This window comes from Streptomyces sp. NPDC001070 (assembly GCF_053598835.1).
Window position 1 is genome coordinate 160,842 of the sequence record NZ_JBSFLB010000014.1, and the last position, 17,200, is coordinate 178,041.

16 protein-coding genes are annotated in these 17,200 nt (G+C 72.8%); 8 read left to right on the plus strand and 8 right to left on the minus strand.

Annotated features, from left to right (window positions below):
• Positions 1 to 199: 199 nt before the first annotated feature.
• Entirely contained in the window at positions 200 to 1,021 is an 822-nt protein-coding gene (locus tag ACWDAS_RS19100; protein ID WP_450392021.1) for an HAD family hydrolase, read from the plus strand.
• 76 nt (positions 1,022 to 1,097) lie between these two features.
• Here the strand turns inward: ACWDAS_RS19100 and ACWDAS_RS19105 are convergent, their stop codons facing one another.
• The 4 genes from ACWDAS_RS19105 to ACWDAS_RS19120 all read right to left on the minus strand — a co-directional run bounded on the left by ACWDAS_RS19105 (position 1,098) and on the right by ACWDAS_RS19120 (position 5,213).
• Complete coding sequence (locus tag ACWDAS_RS19105; protein WP_450392023.1) at positions 1,098 to 2,015, minus strand: LysR family transcriptional regulator; 918 nt, start codon at positions 2,013 to 2,015, stop codon at positions 1,098 to 1,100.
• Positions 2,016 to 2,019: 4 nt separating this feature from the next.
• Positions 2,020 to 3,213, minus strand: coding sequence for a glycine C-acetyltransferase (locus ACWDAS_RS19110; protein WP_450392026.1), 1,194 nt, complete (start codon positions 3,211 to 3,213; stop codon positions 2,020 to 2,022).
• A 226-nt stretch (positions 3,214 to 3,439) separates the two neighbouring features.
• On the minus strand, positions 3,440 to 4,468 hold the full coding sequence (gene tdh, locus ACWDAS_RS19115; protein ID WP_450392029.1) for an L-threonine 3-dehydrogenase: 1,029 nt from the start codon (positions 4,466 to 4,468) through the stop codon (positions 3,440 to 3,442).
• 262 nt (positions 4,469 to 4,730) lie between these two features.
• Positions 4,731 to 5,213 carry a peroxiredoxin gene (locus tag ACWDAS_RS19120; RefSeq protein WP_450392032.1) on the minus strand — a complete coding sequence of 161 codons (483 nt, stop codon included), beginning with the start codon at positions 5,211 to 5,213 and terminating at the stop codon, positions 4,731 to 4,733.
• Positions 5,214 to 5,347: 134 nt separating this feature from the next.
• Here ACWDAS_RS19120 and ACWDAS_RS19125 point away from each other — a divergent pair, with 134 nt between their 5' ends.
• A complete protein-coding gene (locus ACWDAS_RS19125; RefSeq protein ID WP_450392034.1) occupies positions 5,348 to 5,950 on the plus strand; it encodes a TetR/AcrR family transcriptional regulator in 603 nt (200 codons plus the stop codon).
• 283 nt (positions 5,951 to 6,233) lie between these two features.
• Here the strand turns inward: ACWDAS_RS19125 and ACWDAS_RS19130 are convergent, their stop codons facing one another.
• Positions 6,234 to 7,043: an AIM24 family protein gene (locus ACWDAS_RS19130; protein ID WP_450392036.1), complete on the minus strand. Its 810-nt coding sequence runs from the start codon at positions 7,041 to 7,043 to the stop codon at positions 6,234 to 6,236.
• 34 nt (positions 7,044 to 7,077) lie between these two features.
• Positions 7,078 to 8,349, minus strand: a complete 1,272-nt coding sequence (locus ACWDAS_RS19135; protein WP_450392039.1) for an ROK family protein — start codon at positions 8,347 to 8,349, stop codon at positions 7,078 to 7,080.
• Positions 8,350 to 8,488: 139 nt separating this feature from the next.
• On the opposite strand from ACWDAS_RS19135, the gene ACWDAS_RS19140 reads away from it, so the two are divergent.
• The 5 genes from ACWDAS_RS19140 to ACWDAS_RS19160 are packed head-to-tail and all read left to right on the plus strand — an operon-like array spanning position 8,489 to position 13,500.
• Positions 8,489 to 9,805 (plus strand): ABC transporter substrate-binding protein, encoded by a 1,317-nt coding sequence (locus ACWDAS_RS19140; protein WP_450392041.1) that lies wholly within the window; start codon positions 8,489 to 8,491, stop codon positions 9,803 to 9,805.
• A gap of 14 nt (positions 9,806 to 9,819) precedes the next feature.
• Positions 9,820 to 10,830: a carbohydrate ABC transporter permease gene (locus ACWDAS_RS19145; protein WP_450392044.1), complete on the plus strand. Its 1,011-nt coding sequence runs from the start codon at positions 9,820 to 9,822 to the stop codon at positions 10,828 to 10,830.
• A complete protein-coding gene (locus tag ACWDAS_RS19150) occupies positions 10,823 to 11,683 on the plus strand; it encodes a carbohydrate ABC transporter permease (protein WP_450392046.1) in 861 nt (286 codons plus the stop codon). Before ACWDAS_RS19145 ends, ACWDAS_RS19150 begins: the two co-directional genes overlap by 8 nt.
• Before the next feature lie 41 nt (positions 11,684 to 11,724).
• Positions 11,725 to 13,083, plus strand: a complete 1,359-nt coding sequence (locus ACWDAS_RS19155) for a GH1 family beta-glucosidase (protein WP_450392049.1) — start codon at positions 11,725 to 11,727, stop codon at positions 13,081 to 13,083.
• A gap of 15 nt (positions 13,084 to 13,098) precedes the next feature.
• Positions 13,099 to 13,500, plus strand: coding sequence for an RICIN domain-containing protein (locus ACWDAS_RS19160; protein WP_450392051.1), 402 nt, complete (start codon positions 13,099 to 13,101; stop codon positions 13,498 to 13,500).
• Positions 13,501 to 13,680: 180 nt separating this feature from the next.
• On the opposite strand, the gene alc is transcribed toward ACWDAS_RS19160, so the two are convergent.
• Together alc and allB are read right to left on the minus strand one after the other, a co-directional pair.
• On the minus strand, positions 13,681 to 14,790 hold the full coding sequence (gene alc, locus ACWDAS_RS19165) for an allantoicase (RefSeq protein WP_450392054.1): 1,110 nt from the start codon (positions 14,788 to 14,790) through the stop codon (positions 13,681 to 13,683).
• Positions 14,787 to 16,148, minus strand: coding sequence for an allantoinase AllB (gene allB, locus ACWDAS_RS19170; protein ID WP_450392056.1), 1,362 nt, complete (start codon positions 16,146 to 16,148; stop codon positions 14,787 to 14,789). The genes alc and allB overlap by 4 nt, the downstream gene beginning before the upstream one ends.
• A gap of 269 nt (positions 16,149 to 16,417) precedes the next feature.
• Here allB and ACWDAS_RS19175 point away from each other — a divergent pair, with 269 nt between their 5' ends.
• Complete coding sequence (locus ACWDAS_RS19175; protein WP_450392058.1) at positions 16,418 to 17,182, plus strand: IclR family transcriptional regulator; 765 nt, start codon at positions 16,418 to 16,420, stop codon at positions 17,180 to 17,182.
• Positions 17,183 to 17,200: the final 18 nt, after the last annotated feature.

Genomic DNA, 17,200 nt, shown 5'->3' on the forward strand with positions numbered 1-17,200 from the left:
ACGATGCGAAGCCACTGAAGTCTCCCGAGAGTTGGGGTGTACGGGGCACCCCGCTCCGCATCTGCCGGGCGTCGGTGCCACGGCGGAAACTGTGGCCGGGCCCCCGAAGCCTGTCAATATTAATTGCTAATTAACTTAAAAACGCGATCTCCCAGTGATGTGGACGGCGTCGCGGGACCGGGTTCCGTAGGATGCGGCGATGCCCCGCCCGCGCCTGGTCGCCACCGATCTCGACGGCACGCTCCTGCGCGACGACGGCACGCTCTCCGCCCGAACGCTGGGAGCTCTGCGCACCGCCGCGCTCGCGGGAGCGGAGGTCGTCCTCGTCACCGCCCGGCCGCCGCGCTACCTCGACGCGCTCGCCGCCGCGACCGGGCTCACCGGCACCGCGGTGTGCGGCAACGGCGCGATCGTGTACGACATCGGCCGCCAGGCCGTCACAGGGTCCAGCCCGCTGCCCCTTCCCGTCGCGCGGCGGGTGGCCGCGGCCCTGCTGGACGCGGCGCCCGGAGTCGGCTTCGCCGTCGAGACGGGCCGCCTGCTGCGCTGGGCCCCGGGGTACGGTCACCATCTGCCGGAGGACGCGGACGCGGAGGTGGCACTGGGCTCGCCGGCGGAACTGTGGGCGACCCCGGACCCCATCGTGAAACTGCTCGCCTGGTCGCCCGTGCTCGACGCGGACACCCTGCTCACCGTCGCCGGGCGATCCGCGGGCGACGAGGCGCAGTTCACCCATTCCGGCGGGCGCGGCCTGCTGGAGGTCAGCGCCCGGGGCGTCACGAAGGCGGCCGCCTTGGCGGCCCTGTGCGCGGCCCGCGGCATCCTTGCCGCCGAGGTCATCGCCTTCGGCGACATGCCCAACGACCTGCCCGTCCTGACGTGGGCGGGCACGGCCGTCGCCGTCGCCAACGCGCACCCGGCGGTGCTCGCCGCGGTCCGCCGCCACACGGCGTCCAACCAGGACGACGGCGTGGCCCGCGTCCTGGAGCGGCTCTACGGGCCGTACGCCCGCGGGCGTTGACGCCGAAGGGCGGCGCCCGGGGTGGGACACCCGGGCACCGCCCTCGGGCCACTGACGGCCCGCTGACCACCCGCGGTCAGTCCAGCCCGCCCGCCCCCTCCGCCGCCTCGCGCAGCGCGTCGAGGACCGGACGCAGCAGGGGGTGCTCCTCGGCGCCGCGGCGGACGGCGGCGAAGACGCGACGGGTGGCGACGACGTCGTCGACGGGGCGGACGGCGACACCGGACAGGTCCATGTCGCGCAGCGCGCTGCGGGGCACGAGCGCCACACCCGCGCCCGCGGCCGCGAGGGCGACGACGGCACGGAAGTCGTCCGAGGAGTGCTCCAGGCGGGGCTGGAAGCCGGCGTACTCGCAGGCGAGGACGACCACGTCGTGGCAGGGGTTGCCGGGGTAGGGGCCGATCCAGCTCTCGTCGGCGAGGTCGGCGACGCGGACCGTCTCCGCGCCGGCCAGGCGGTGGCCGGCCGGGAGGACGGCGTCGAAGGGCTCGGCGTACAGGGGCACGCGGGAGAGCCGCTGGTCGTCGGCGCGGGGACCGCCGCGGTACTCGACGGCGACGGCGATCTCCGCGCGGCCGTCGAGCACCATGGGCAGCGACTCGTCGCCCTCGGCGTCCCGGACCCGGACCCGGATGCCCGGGGCGGTGCCGCCGAGCGCGGCGATGGCCGGGGCGAGCACGAGCGCTATGCCGGTGGCGAAGGAGGCCACCGTCACCTCGCCCGCGGCACCGGAGGTGTAGGCGGCGAGCTCGGCCTCGGCGCGTTCCAGCTGGGCGAGCACCGCGTTGGCGTGGGTGAGCAGGATCTCACCGACAGGGGTGAGCTGGACCCCCCGGCCGCCGCGTTCCAGCAGCCGGTGGCCGGTCTCGTTCTCCAGCGCCGCGAGCTGCTGCGAGACCGCGGACGGGGTCAGGTACAGCGCGGCGGCCGCGGCGGTCACCGTGCGGTGGTCCGCCACGGCCCGCAGGGTCCGCAGCCGTCGTGCGTCAATCACCCATTCATCCTGCCAGGGCCTCGCGCGCGGCGATGAACGCGTCCACCGCCTTCTCGACGTCCGCGGTGGAGTGGGCGGCCGACAGCTGGACCCGGATGCGGGCCGCGCCGTGCGGCACGACGGGGTACGAGAAGCCGATGACGTAGACGCCGCGCTCCAGCAGCAGCTCCGCCATGCGGCCCGCCTTCGCGGCGTCGCCGATCATGACCGGGGCGATCGGGTGCTCGCCCGGCAGGATCTCGAAGCCGGCCTCGGTCATGCGGGAGCGGAAGAGCGCGGTGTTCTCCGCGAGGCGGGTGCGCAGCTCCTCGGAGTCCTCGATCAGGTCGAGGACCTTGAGCGAGGCCGCGGCGATCACCGGGGCGAGGGAGTTGGAGAAGAGGTACGGGCGCGAGCGCTGGCGCAGCAGGGCCACGATCTCCGCGCGGGCCGAGACGTAGCCGCCGGAGGCACCGCCGAGGGCCTTGCCGAGGGTGCCGGTGATGATGTCGACCCGGTCCATCACGCCGTGCAGGGCATGGGTGCCGCGGCCGCCGGGGCCGGTGAAGCCCACAGCGTGGGAGTCGTCGACCATGACCATGGCGTCGTAGCGGTCGGCGAGGTCGCAGATCTCGTCCAGCGGCGCGATGTAGCCGTCCATCGAGAAGACGCCGTCGGTGACGATGAGGCGGCGGCGGGCGTCGGAGGCCTCCTTGAGGCGGGCCTCCAGCTCGGCCATGTCGCGGTTGGCGTAGCGCAGGCGGCGGGCCTTGGACAGCCGGATGCCGTCGATGATGCTGGCGTGGTTGAGCGCGTCGGAGATGACGGCGTCGCGCTCGTCGAGGAGGGTCTCGAAGACGCCGCCGTTGGCGTCGAAGCAGGAGCTGTAGAGGATCGTGTCCTCCATGCCGAGGAAGGCGGACAGCCGGGCCTCGAGCTCCTTGTGGACCTCCTGCGTGCCGCAGATGAAGCGGACGGACGCCATGCCGTAGCCCCAGCGGTCCAGGGCCTCCTTGGCGGCGGCGGTGACCTCGGGGTGGTCGGCGAGGCCGAGGTAGTTGTTGGCGCAGAAGTTGAGCACGTCGCCGGGGACGCCGCCGGAGGTGACGGCGACGGAGGCGCTCTGCGGGCTGCCGATCACGCGCTCGGGCTTGAACAGGCCCGCCTCGCGGATCTCGTCGAGGGTGGTGCGCACGTCGTCGCGGACGGAGTCGAACACGGAGGGGGCTCCTTGGTGTGTGGTCTGGCGAGTGAGCCGACGGGGGCGCGGCGGCTGCCGGAGGACGGGGGCGCCTCCCGGCGCCGGCTGGGGAAGCGCGGAGGCTCCGGATTGAGGAGGGGCCGGGGACGGGGAGGGGCCGAGCCCGGCCGGCCACTCCCGTCCCGGCTGCCGGGCGGTGTCCCCGCGGGTGCCCGGAACGCGCGGAGGCGAACCGAGCCTCGGATCAGGCGGTCCAGTCGAGGACGATTTTGCCGCAGCGGCCGCTCGCGGCGTCGTCGAAGGCGGCGTCGAAGTCGCGGTAGGAGTAGCGGCCGGTGACCACGGGGGCGATGTCGAGGCCGCCCTCCAGCAGCACGGACATGGCGTACCAGGTCTCGAACATCTCGCGGCCGTAGATCCCCTTGATGGTGATCATCGACGTGACGATCTTCGCGAAGTCGACGGAGAAGTCCTCCGCGGGCAGGCCGAGCATCGCGATGCGGCCGCCGTTCGTCATGTTGGCGATCATGTCGCGCATGGCCTCGGGGCGGCCGGACATCTCCAGGCCGATGTCGAAGCCCTCGCGCAGGCCGAGCTCGCGCTGGCCGTCGGCGATGGTGGTCTCGGCGACGTTCAGGGCGAGGCTGACGCCGACCTTGCGGGCGAGCTCCAGCCGGTACTCGCTGACGTCCGTGATGACGACGTTGCGCGCGCCGGCGTGCTTGGCGACGGCGGCGGCCATGATGCCGATCGGGCCGGCGCCGGTGATCAGCACGTCCTCGCCGACCAGCGGGAAGGACAGCGCGGTGTGGACGGCGTTGCCGAAGGGGTCGAAGATCGCGGCGATGTCGAGGTCGACGGGGACGCGGTGCACCCACACGTTGGACGCGGGCAGGGCGACGTACTCGGCGAACGCGCCGTCGCGGCCGACACCGAGGCCGACCGTGTTGCGGCACAGGTGGCGGCGGCCGGCCAGGCAGTTGCGGCACTTGCCGCAGACGAGGTGGCCCTCGCCGCTGACGAGGTCGCCGGTCTTGATCTCGTCGACGTCCGAGCCGACGGCCGCGACCTCGCCGACGAACTCGTGGCCGAGCACCAGCGGGGTGCCCACGGCCTGCTGGGCCCAGCCGTCCCAGGCACGGATGTGCAGGTCGGTGCCGCAGATGCCGGTCCGCAGCACCTTGATGAGGACGTCCCCGGGACCGATCTCCGGCTCCGGGACGTCCCGCAGCCACAGGCCGGGCTCGGCCTTCTCCTTCACCAGTGCCTTCACTCTTGCGACTCCTGCCGGCAGACGATGTGGCCCGGCCCGCGCGGGGGAACGCGGGCCGGGCACGGGGGAGCCCGGGGCGGAGCGGCGGCGCCCGTCGGCGCCGGCTCGCGCGATGCGCCGGGCACACAGCAATCTGCCCGGCTTCGAGCGTTCAGTCCATCGATCTTTTCTTAAGCTCGGCAACAGCGCAGCTTCACGCTCGGCCGGAAGGGTGGCGCGCAGCGGCACGTACGGAGTCGGCGCGAAGCCGGCGCGGGGCGGCTCAGCGTGAGGCGAGTGCCGCCAGCTGCGCGGTGATGGTGTCGGTATCCTGGAAGGTCAGCCCGATCCGGGCCACGTGCTTCCAGCGCACGATGCCCTCGGCGTCCACGATGAACACCGACCGCTTGAGACCGAGGCCGGGCATGGTGATGCCGTACGCCTTCGCGACGGAACGGTCGGTGTCGGCGAGCAGCGGGAACCGCAGGTCGCGCTTGCGGGCGAAGCGCTCGTGGCTTTCGACGTCGCTGAAGTTGACGCCCCACACGCTCGCGCCGAGCTCGCCGAAGCGGTCCAGGTCGGAGGTGTAGGAGCACAGCTGCTTGGTGCACACCGCCGACTCGTCGCCTGGGTAGAAGGCGAGCACCAGCGGGCGGCCCCGGTGCGCGGACAGCGCGTACTCGCCGCGCTCGGCGCCGCGGTCGGTGAGCAGCACTCCCGAGAGGGTGAAGTCGGGGGCGGGGGAGCCGATCTCGGGCACGGGCATGGCTGAGGGTCCTCTCGTACGGCAGGAGGTGGGGCCCGGCGGCTGTGCGCCGCGCACCGGTGTCGGGAAGCGACGATACAGAACGTTCGTTCTTGCCACGACGCTACGCCCCGCCGTCCGCTACCGTCAAGGACATGAGCGCCCCGCCCGCCGTTCCCCTCGTCGCGTCCGCCGGCCCGGACGCGCCGCCGCGCGAGCGGATCCTCGCCACCGCGGCGCGGCTGTTCTACGCCGAGGGCATCCACGCCGTGGGCATGGACCGGATCGTCACCGAGGCGTCGACCACCAGGGCCACGCTCTACCGGCACTTCGCGGGCAAGGAGCAGCTGGTCCTGAGCTACATCCAGTCCACCGACGCGCAGATCCGCGCCGTCACCACGGCCGCTCTCGCCGGACTCGGTGCCCGGCAGGCGCTTCGGATGGTGGCGGCCGCGCTCGGCGACCAGCTGTGCGCGCCCGGGTTCCGCGGCTGCCCGTTCCTCAACGCCGCCGCCGAGTACCCGGACCCGGCGGACCCCGTCTCGCGTGCGATCGTCGCCCACCGGCAGTGGCTGCGGGAGCTCGTCGCCGGGCTGCTCGCGGAGGCGGGCGCCCCGGAGCCCGCCGAGGACGCGGCCACGCTCATGATGCTGCGCGACGGCGCCGTGATGACCGCCGCCCTGGGCGACGCGGTTGCGGTGCGGGCGTCGCTGGAGCGGGCGGTGGGACGCGTCCTGGAGGCGGCCGCGGTGGCGTGAGGGCTCGCGGACGGGACAGCCTCCGCGGCATGCGGGACGGGACCCCGCGACACCCCGGCCCGGCGCGCGAGCCCGTATGGCCTCACGGCTCACGTGGCACGCGGGCCTGCGCGGCCTCACGGCCCGCACGGTCCGGGCCGCCCCTCGCGTGACGGCCGCCGGGCCGGCCCCCGGCCCGGCGCGAAGCGGGAGCCGGCGCGGTTGACGGGCCGCACGGCGTGCGGGCCGAGTTCGGGGCGGGACCGTACGGGTCGGGATGGGGTGGGTCGGGATCGGGTGGGCGTCAGCCCGTGTGGGTGGAGAAGAGGCCGCCGGTGGGGCCCTGCTTGTCGCCGCCCTGGGCCTTCCTCAGCGCGTTGGCCAGGCCCTCGATGGTCATGGACTGGAGGATGACGCGGCCGTCGCCTTCCAGGGTCGCCAGCGACAGCCCCTCGCCGCCGAAGACGGCGTTCATGATCCCCTGCCGGTTGAGCCCGCCGATGCGCTGCACGCCGTAGCGGACGCCGTCCTCGAAGGCGACGATGCAGCCGGTGTCGACCTCGATGCGGCCGCCGAAGTCGGCGGGGTTGAGGTCGATGAAGTTGCCCGCGCCCGCGATGATCACCGTCCCGTACCCGGTGAACTTCTCCAGGACGAAGCCCTCGCCGCCGCTGGTGCCGGTGCGTCCGCCCTGGAAGGCGATGCCGAAGTCGACGGTCGACTCGGCCGCCACGAAGGCGTCCTTCTCCGCGTACCAGGCGCGCGAGCCGTCCAGTTCCAGGGCGCGCATCTCGCCGGGCAGCACGCCCGCGAAGCCGACCGTGCCCTCGCCGCCGCTCGCGGTGAAGTGCTGGAAGGCGATGCTCTCACCGGCGAGCATCCGCTGGCCCACCTGCATCGCGGTGCCCATGGCCTGGCGCAGCATGCCGCCCATGCCCCCGCCCGCGCCGCCGCCCTGGCGCTGGGCGCCGGGGCCGGCCAGCCGGGTGTCCATGCTCACGTTCGCGGTCTTGAACAGGAACTTCCCCGCCTCGCAGTAGACGGTCTGGCCGGGTTGGAGGGTGCACACCGCCATCTGCATGGCGTTGCCGACGATCTGCTGCTTCAGGGTCACTGCGGTGCTCCGGGTGGTCTCGGGGTGCTCTCGTTCAGACGGATGTACCCGACAACGAACGACCCGGACGATTCGGTTCCGCTTGCTCCTCCGGACGGACCCCGGGGGCGGGCGGGCGGCCCCCGGCGTCCAGGAACCGGGCAAGCGGCAGGGTGGCGGCGCCGACCGTGACCGCGTCCGTCCCGAGCCGGCCCAGTTCGATGGAGGTCTGGGCGCAGGGGTGGCGCAGCGCGTACGCGGCGGTGGCCTCGCGGACGGCGTCGAGCAGCCGGGGGCCGATCATCAGGCCGGTCCAGCCGGAGAGCACGATGCGCTCGGGGTTGAAGAGGTTGACGAGGTCGGCGATGCCGGCGCCGAGGTACTCCGCGGTCTCGTCGAGCAGGGCGACGGCGGCGGCGTCACCGGCCTCGGCGGCGTCGAGGAGGGCGGCGATCGCGGACTCCTCGCTCACACCGGAGGGCGCGTCCCAGCGTTCGATCAGCGCCTCGGCGCCCACGTAGGCCTCCAGGCAGCCGCGGGCGCCGCAGCGGCAGAGGCGTCCGCCGACCTGGAGGGTGGTGTGGCCCCACTCCCCCGCGCTGCTGCTGGCCCCGCGGTACGGCTTGCCGTCGGCGACCACGCAGGCGCCGACCCCGGAGCCGAGCAGCGCGATCACGGCGTTCCGGGCGCCGCGGCCGGCCCCGAACCACATCTCGGCCTGGCCGAGGGTCTTGGCGCCGTTGTCGATGTGCAGGGGCAGGGCGGTGCCCTCGGCGAGGAGCGCGCCGAGGGGGACGGCGTCCCAGCCGATGGTCTGGCCGTGGACGACGGCCCCGGCGCCGGAGGTGCCCTGGTCGACGATGCCGGGGACACCGATGCCGACGCCGAGCACGAGGGCGGGATCGACGCGGGTGTCCTCCAGGACGACGGACAGGCCGTCGAGGATGAGCTGGACGACCAGGGCGACGTCGTGGCCGCTGTCGGCCAGCGGGCGGTCGGTGGAGGACAGCTCGGTGAGGGCGAGGTCGAAGAGGGTCACCCGGACGCGGGTCTCACCGACGTCGACGCCGATGAGGAAGCCGTGCCGGGGGGCGACCTTGAGCATGACGCGGGGGCGGCCGCCGTCGGACTCGACGGAGCCGGCCTCCTCGACCACGCCGTCGGCGATGAGTTCGGCCACGACGTTGCTGATGGAACCTGTGCTCAGTCCGGTGTCCCTCGCCAACTCCTGACGGCTGAGGGGTCCTTCGAAGTACAGGTGGCGCAAGAGCGCCGAGCGGTTGCCGCGCCGCAGGTCGCGTACGGTCCGCTTGCCTCGATCTGCCATGGTGCTCCCTCCCCGGCTGAATCTATCGCTGCGCCAAGTCTTGACGCCAGGTTTTCTCAGACGTTAAATCACGCCTTGAATTAAGGCGTGACGTACTTCACTTCCCGAAGGCACCCACCCTGGAGAGGGATCCCCGGTCATGCACATCACCCGTACCACGGCCGCCGCGACGCTGGCGGCCGCGCTCATCGCCTCCGCCACCGCGTGCGGCGGCGGCTCCTCGACCGACGGCAGCGGCAACGGCAGCCCCAAGGAGCTCACCTACTGGGCCAGCAACCAGGGCGCCAGCCTCGAGGCGGACAAGGCGACCCTGACGCCCGAGCTCAAGAAGTTCGAGAAGCAGACCGGGATCAAGGTCAAGCTCGAGGTCATCCCGTGGTCCGACCTGCTGAACCGGATCCTCGCGGCGGCCACCTCCGGCCAGGGCCCCGACGTTCTCAACATCGGCAACACCTGGTCCGCCTCGCTGCAGGCCACCGGCGCGCTGCGCCCCTTCGACGCCAAGGCCTTCGACGCCATCGGCGGCAAGGACCGCTTCGTCTCCTCGGCCCTGGGCGCGACGGGCGCCGAGGGCAAGGACCCGGCCGCGGTGCCGCTCTACTCCCTGGCGTACGGGCTCTACTACAACAAGAAGATGTTCGCGGACGCGGGCATAGCCAACCCGCCCACCACCTGGGACGAGCTCGTCGCCGACGGCAAGAAGCTCACCAAGGGCGGCAAGTACGGCCTCGCCGTCGAGGGTGGCAACCTCTCCGAGAACGTCCACCACGCCTTCGTCTTCGGCAAGCAGCACGGCGCCGACTTCTTCGACGCCTCGGGCAAGCCGACCTTCACCACCCCCGAGGCGGTCGCGGCCGTCAAGCAGTACATCGACTTCATCGCCAAGGACAAGATCGCCGCGCCGGGCAACGCCGAGTACGCGGCGAACCAGTCCGTCGCCGACTTCGCCACCGGCAAGGCCGGCATGCTGCTCTGGCAGGCCGCCGGCTCCTCCCTGAAGTCCCACGGCATGAAGCCCGAGGACTACGGCGTCGCCCAGGTGCCCTTCCAGACCGCGGGCGCCACCGGCGACACCGCCGTGAACTCGATGGTCGCGGGGATCAACCTCGCCGTCTTCAGGAAGACCGACAACCTCGACGGCGCCCTGAAGTTCGTGAAGTTCATGACCAGCGACGACGAGCAGAAGACCCTCAACGGCACCTACGGCTCGCTCCCGCCGGTCAAGGCCGCCCAGTCCGACCCGGCCTTCTCCACCCCCGACCTGAAGGTGCTCGCCGACGCGCTCGCGGGCAGCGCGGCGCCGCTGCCGCAGGTCGCCAACGAAAGCCAGTTCGAGACCGCCGTCGGCACGGCGATGAAGGACCTCTTCGCCGACGCCGCCGCCGGGAAGCCGGTCACCACCGAGAGCGTCAAGGCCGCCCTCGAAAAGGCCCAGCAGCAGATGCCGGCCTCGTGAGCGTGAAGGAACCGATGACCGCCACCGTGCCGCCCGTCCGGCACAGCTCCAAGGCCCCTTCCCCCGACGGCCGGAGGGCCGCCGGGGGAAGGACCCCGATGTCGCGGCTGCGCCTGCCGGCGCGGCTTCGGCGGGCGTCACTGCCGTACGTCCTGCTGCTGCCGGCCCTCGCGCTGGAACTGCTGATCCACCTGGTGCCGATGGTCGTCGGCGTCGTGATGAGCTTCAAGGAGCTCACGCAGTTCTTCATCAGCGACTGGTCGGCGGCCCCCTGGAAGGGCCTGGGCAACTACCGAGTGGCGGTGGACTTCAACGCGCCCGTCGGCGAGGACCTGCTCAAGTCCTTCGTCGTCACCTGCGAGTTCACCGTGCTGGCGGTCGGCCTTTCCTGGCTGTTCGGCACCGCCGCCGCGATCCTCATGCAGGACGCCTTCCGGGGCCGCGGGCTGCTGCGCGCGGTGTTCCTCGTGCCGTACGCGCTGCCGGTCTACGCGGCCGTGATCACCTGGTCGTTCATGTTCCAGCGGGACACCGGCATGATCAACCACGTCCTGCACGACCAGCTGCACCTCACCGACGGCCGGCCCTTCTGGCTGATCGGCGACAACAGCTTCTTCGCGCTGGTGACCGTCTCGGTGTGGCGCCAGTGGCCGTTCGCCTTCCTCTGCCTGATGGCCGGACTGCAGAACATCCCCCGCGAGCTGTACGAGGCGGCGTCGATGGACGGCGCCGGGATCTGGCAGCAGATCCGCAAGATCACTCTGCCGTCGCTCCGCCCGGTCAACCAGGTGCTGGTGCTGGTGCTGTTCCTGTGGACGTTCAACGACTTCAACACGCCCTATGTGCTCTTCGGGCGGGCGGCGCCGGACGCGGCGGACCTGATCTCCATCCACATCTACCAGTCGTCCTTCGTGACCTGGAACTTCGGCTCCGGCTCGGCGATGTCCGTGCTCCTGCTGCTCTTCCTGCTCGTCGTGACGGTGCTGTACCTGCTCGCCACCTCCCTGAGGAGGAAGGATGCCTGACGTCCGCAGCCCCATGGCCGCACCGCGCTCCTTCATCTGGACCCGGCGGGTCGTGCTGACCGTGCTGACGGCCTTCGCGCTGGCGCCGGTGTTCGTCATGGTCGTCTCGTCGCTGAAGCCGCTGCAGGACGTGCAGGGCCCGTTCCGCTGGTTCCCCAGCGGCTTCACGCTGCGCCCGTACGCCGACATCTGGCACACCGTGCCGCTGGCCCGCTACTTCGTGAACTCGCTGATCGTGGCGGGCGGGGCGACCGTCTGCTCGGTCGCGGTGGCGATCTTCGCCGCGTACGCGGTCAGCCGCTACGACTTCAAGGGCCGCCGCTTCTTCTCGGTGACGATCCTGTCCACCCAGATGTTCCCCGGCATCCTCTTCCTGCTGCCGCTCTTCCTGATCTTCGTCAATCTCGGGAACGCGACAGGCATCGCCCTGTACGGCAGCCGCGGCGGCCTGATCCTGACCTACCTCACCTTCTCCCTCCCCTTCTCCATCTGGATGCTGGCGGGCTACTTCGACTCGATCCCCCGGGACCTGGACGAGGCCGCCATGGTCGACGGCTGCGGGCCGCTCGGTGCGCTGTTCCGGGTCGTCGTCCCGGCCGCGGTTCCGGGCATCGTCGCGGTCTGCGTGTACGCCTTCATGACGGCTTGGGGCGAGGTCCTGTTCGCCTCCGTCATGACCAACGACACCACCCGCACGCTCGCCGTCGGACTGCAGGGCTACGCCACGCAGACCGACGTGTACTGGAACCAGGTCATGGCCGCCTCGCTCGTGGTGAGCGTGCCCGTGGTCGCCGGGTTCCTGCTCCTGCAGCGCTATCTCGTCGCCGGGCTGACCGCCGGCGCCGTCAAGTGAGCCCGACCGCTCGTCAGCGGCCCCCGAAAGAAAGGCAGTCCGTGACCCTCGACCTCAGCGCCCTCCCCGACGGATTCGTGTGGGGCGCCGCGACGGCCGCTTACCAGATCGAAGGAGCCGTGGCCGAGGACGGCCGTGCGCCCTCCATCTGGGACACCTTCTCCCGCACGCCGGGGAAGGTCGCGAACGGCGACACCGGTGACGTCGCCTGCGACCACTACCACCGCGTGCCGGAGGACATCGGCCTGATGGGCCGGCTCGGCCTCGACGCGTACCGCTTCTCCCTCGCCTGGCCGCGCGTGATGCCGCAGGGCGGCGGGCCGGTCAACCCGGCGGGCCTGGCCTTCTACGACCGCCTGGTCGACGCCCTGCTGGAGGCGGGCATCACGCCCTTCCCCACCCTCTACCACTGGGACCTGCCGCAGGCCCAGCAGGACCGCGGCGGCTGGCCGGAGCGGGAGACCGCGCTGCGCTTCGCCGAGTACGCCTCCGTGGTGGCCGAGCGGCTCGGCGACCGGGTCACCCACTGGGCGACCCTCAACGAGCCGCTGTGCTCGGCCTGGATCGGCCATCTGCAGGGCGTGATGGCCCCCGGCCTCACCGACCTGACGGCCGCCGTCCGCGCCTCGTACCACCTGCACCTGGGGCACGGCCTCGCGGTGCAGGCGCTGCGCGCGGCGATCCCGCACGCCCAGATCGGCATCGTCAACAACCTCAGCCCGTGCGAGCCCGCCTCGGACCGTCCGGAGGACGTCGCCGCCGCACTGCGCGCCGACGGGCACACCAACCGCTGGTGGCTGGACCCGATCCACGGCCGCGGCTACCCGGAGGACATGCTGGAGCTGTACGGGGTCGAACTACCCGTGCAGGCGGGCGACATGGAGACCATCGCCGCTCCGCTGGACTGGCTCGGCCTCAACTACTACTTCCGTGACATCGTTGCCGACGACCCGTCGGGGCCGGTCCCCCACACCCGCGCCGTACGCGTCCCGGACGTCCGCCGCACCGCGATGGACTGGGAGGTGCACGCCGAGGGCCTGGAGCGGCTGCTGCTGCGGCTGACCGAGGAGTACGGCGCCCGCAAGATCTACGTCACCGAGAACGGCTCGGCGTACGAGGACCGCGTCGGCCCCGACGGCCAGGTCCACGACCCCGAGCGCACCGCCTACCTGGAGGAGCACCTGGCGGCCTGCGCCCGCGCCGTGCGCGGCGGTGCCCCGCTCGCCGGCTACTTCGCCTGGTCGCTGCTGGACAACTTCGAGTGGGCGTACGGCTACGAGAAGCGCTTCGGCCTCGTCCACGTCGACTACGGGACCCAGCGCCGGACCGTGAAGGGCAGCGGCCGCCGCTACGCCGACATCATCGCCGCCCACCGGCGCCGCGCCCGCAGCGCGGCCTGACCCCGCACGGCATGCGTGGACGCCGAGGACCGCGGCACCGCCTACGGCACGGCGGTGCAGCAGTGGAGCTGCGTCGCCGGGCAGACCAGCCGGCAGTGGCAGTTCCGGCCGACCGACAGCGGCTGCTACCGCGTGGTGAACCGCGACGCGGCCGCCTCCGAGCAGGCCTGGGACGTCGCCGGCGGCTCGTCGGCGACGGGTGACTCCGTGTCCGCGCAGACCTGGCAGTGGTCCTCGGGCGCCAACCAGCAGGGGCTGCCGGTGCTCCAGGCGGAAGGGGCGTACGTGTTCACGGCCCGGCACAGCGGCAAGGGCCTGGACGTCGCGGCCGCCTCGACGGCCGACGGCGCCCTGTTGCAGCAGTACGGCTGCAACGGCACCGGGGCCCAGTCCTTCCGCCAGACGGCGGTGGGCTGACCGACCCCGCGCGGCGCCGGCGCACGAGGGAGACGCCGGCGCCGCGCGGCACCGTCCCCCGGCCCTACGGGGGGAGCCGCGTCGGCGGCCGACGCCGGACCGGCGCCATGAACGCCTTCCCCTTCGACGCCGCCGCGGCGACCCGGGCGGCCCGGATGATCGCGGGCGCCGGGCGGGACGTCAGGCCAGGTCCTCCCAGCGCCGGTTCAGTCGGCCGGCGCCCGCCTCGGTCAGCGAGCCCCACAGGCGCAGGCGGGCGACGCCGCCGTCGGGGTAGGTCTCGATGCGGACGTGGGTGGCGGCGGGCGCGGTCACGACGAAGCGGTGCACGGTGTCGGGCTGGAGACGGGTGCGGGGCAGGATCTCGAACCAGTCGCCGTCCTCGCCGTCGCGGCCCAGCAGCGCGGCCCACCCGGCGGCGTTGCCCTTGTAGTAGCCGGTGTCGATCTCGACGGCGCGGATGACGCCCTGCTCGGCGAGGCGGTAGCGGACCCAGTCGTGGCCCTTGTCGCGGCGGCGGCGGGTCTCCCAGCCGTCCCCCATGCGGCGGGACTTCCCGGGGAGGATCGGGTTGACCGGCGAGGAGTAGAAGCGGTCGGAGACGTCCTCGGCGGCGCCGCCGTTCTCCAGCGCGACCAGGTCGAACGTGCCGAGTGCCGTCAGCCATGCCGGGTCGGGCACGAACGCGCCGTGGACGCGCAGCCGCGCGATGCCCCCGTCGGGGAACTGCTTGAGCCGCAGGTGGGTGAAGCGGCGCCCGGCGGTCACATCGAAGCCGTTGGCGGCATGGCCGCCGATCGCGGTCCGGGGCACGAGCTCGGTCCACTCCACGCCGTCGGCGAGCAGTTCCTCCGGCGCGGCGGACAACCGCGCGCAGGTGGCCTCGACGGCGACCTGCTGGGGATGGTTGCCGCGGAAGTGGGCGGTGTCCACGACCAGGCCGCGGACGACTCCTGGGCCCGCCAGCCGGATCAGCGCCCAGTCGTGGTCGGCGTCGGCGGGATGCGGGCTGCCGGCGTCGGCGCCGCGACGGCGGCGGGTCTCCCAGCCGTCCATGACCTGGCCCTTGTGGCCGAAGTGCTCATGCCGGAACTCGGGGCGCTCGGGGACGAGCAGGTTCTCCCGATCGGCGAAGAACTCGTCGTTGGCGGCGATCACCCCGGCGCCCAGGCGCCGGTCGGCGAGGTCGACGAGACCGGTGAACGGCAGGTCCGCGCCGCGGTAGTCGGCATAGGGGTCCCCTCCGGAGTACGGCTGGGCGTCGCCGGTGTACCGGGGTATGGCAGTCACGCGTTCTCCCTTTCGATGAGGCGGCCGGAGGGGTGGGCAGGTGCGCCGTGGTCGGCGATCCGCTCGCCGCGCAGCCAGGTGCTCCGTACGACCCCCCGGAGGGTGCGGCCCGCGTAGGCGGTGACCTGGTTGCGGTGGTGGAGCGCCGCCGGGTCCACGGTGAAGCTCTCGTCGGGTGCCAGGACGGCGAAGTCGGCGTCGTGGCCTGGCGCGATGGCGCCCTTGGCGGTCAGTCCGGCGAGGCGCGCCGGGCCCCGCGCCATCCAGCGGACCACGTCGACGAGCGTGGCGCCACGCCGGCGGGCCTCGGTCCAGATCACGGGCAGGCCGAGCTGGAGGGAGGAGATGCCGCCCCAGGCGGCGCCGAAGTCGCCGGTGTCGAAGTGCTTGAGGTCGGCGGTGGAGGGCGAGTGGTCGGAGACCACGCAGTCGATGGTGCCGTCGAGCAGGCCCTGCCACAGGGCCTCCCGGTTGCCCGCCTCGCGGATCGGCGGGCAGCATTTGAACTGGGTGGCGCCGTCCGGGACCTCCTCGGCGGTGAGCGTCAGATAGTGCGGGCAGGTCTCCGCCGTCAGGCGTACGCCGTCCCGGCGGGCGTCGGCGATCAGGGGCAGTGCCTCGGCGGACGACAGGTGCAGGATGTGCACCCGGCAGTCGAGCCGGCGGGCGAGGCCGATCAGCCCCTCGACGGCGGCGTTCTCGGCGGCGCGGGGGCGGGAGGCGAGGAAGTCGGCGTACTTCGGGCCCGACGGCTGCGGGGCGCCGTCGATGAGGCCCGGGTCCTCCGCGTGGACGATGAGCAGCCCGTCGAAGCGGGCGATCTCGGCCATGGCCTCCGCCAGCTGCGCGGGATCGAGCCGGGGGAACTCGTCGACGCCGGAGTGGAGCAGGAAGCACTTGAAGCCGAAGACCCCGGCCTCGTGGAGCGGGCGCAGGTCCTTCACGTTGCCGGGCACCGCGCCGCCCCAGAAGCCGACGTCGGTGTGGACCCTGCCGCGGGCGGTCGCGCGCTTGACGTCGAGGTGGGCGGTGGTGGTGGTCGGCGGGACGCTGTTGAGCGGCATGTCGACGAGCGTGGTCACACCGCCGGCCGCGGCGGCGCGGGTGGCCGTCCCGAAGCCCTCCCACTCGGTGCGGCCGGGGTCGTTGATGTGGACGTGCGTGTCGACGAGGCCGGGGAGCAGGGCGTCCCCGCCGAGGTCGACGAGGCGGACGCCGGCCGGGGGCTCGCTCCCGTACGGCAGGACGGCGGCGATCCGCCCGCCGGCGACCGCCACGTCGGCGGGGCGCTCGCCCTCCGGTGTGACGACCCGTGGTGAACGCAGCACCAGCTCGATCCCGTCAGCGGCCTCGGACACGCGTTCCCCTTCCACCGGCGTCGGACAGAAATTCAACGTTCTGTTGAAAGGAATCCTCCGCTCGCGCGCGCGGCGCCGTCAACCCCCGCCCGGGGCCGCCCGAGCGCTCCGGTGCGTCCCGGCAGTACAGTTGGGGGATTCCACTAAATGGAATGCGGTTTCCGCGCCCGCCGGTCGCGGCTCCGCACGCGACCGCCCCGAACGGCGGACACGTGCCTGGTCAGGGCCGGTAGGCTGCACCACTACCACCGTCCGCCTGGGGAGGAAACGTGGCGTCAGACCGCGCCGGGGGCGTGCAGTCCCTCGAACGCGCCTTCGATCTGCTGGAGCGGATGGCCGACGCGGGCGGTGAGGTGGGGCTCAGTGAGCTCTCCGCGAGCAGCGGGCTGCCGCTGCCCACCATCCACCGCCTGATGCGCACCCTGGTCGACTGCGGCTACGTACGCCAGCAGCCCAACCGCCGCTACGCGCTGGGCCCGCGGCTGATCCGCCTCGGCGAGAGCTCCGCCCGGCTGCTCGGCACCTGGGCCCGCCCCTACCTCGCGGAACTGGTCGAGGCGACCGGCGAGACCGCGAACATGGCGCTCCTCGACGGCGACGAGGTCGTCTACGTGGCCCAGGTCCCCTCACGGCACTCCATGCGGATGTTCACCGAGGTCGGGCGGCGCGTGCTGCCGCACTCCACGGGCGTCGGCAAGGCCCTGCTGGCGCACGTGCCGCCGGAGGAGGTGCGGGCCCTGCTGTCCCGTACCGGGATGCCCGCCGCCACGGAGCGGACCATCGTCGACCCCGACGCCTTCCTGGCGGAGCTGGAGCGCATCCGCGGCCAGGGCTACGCCGTGGACGACAACGAGCAGGAGATGGGCGTCCGCTGTCTCGCGGTCACCGTCCCCGACTCCCCCACGGCCGCAGCCATCTCCATCTCCGGACCCGCCGGGCGGGTCACCGAGGCGGCCACGGGGAAGATCGTGCCGGTGCTGCAGGGCGTGGCGCGGCAGTTGTCGGTCGCGCTGACGAGGAACGGGGCGGCGTAGGGCCCGTCCGGCAGCCAC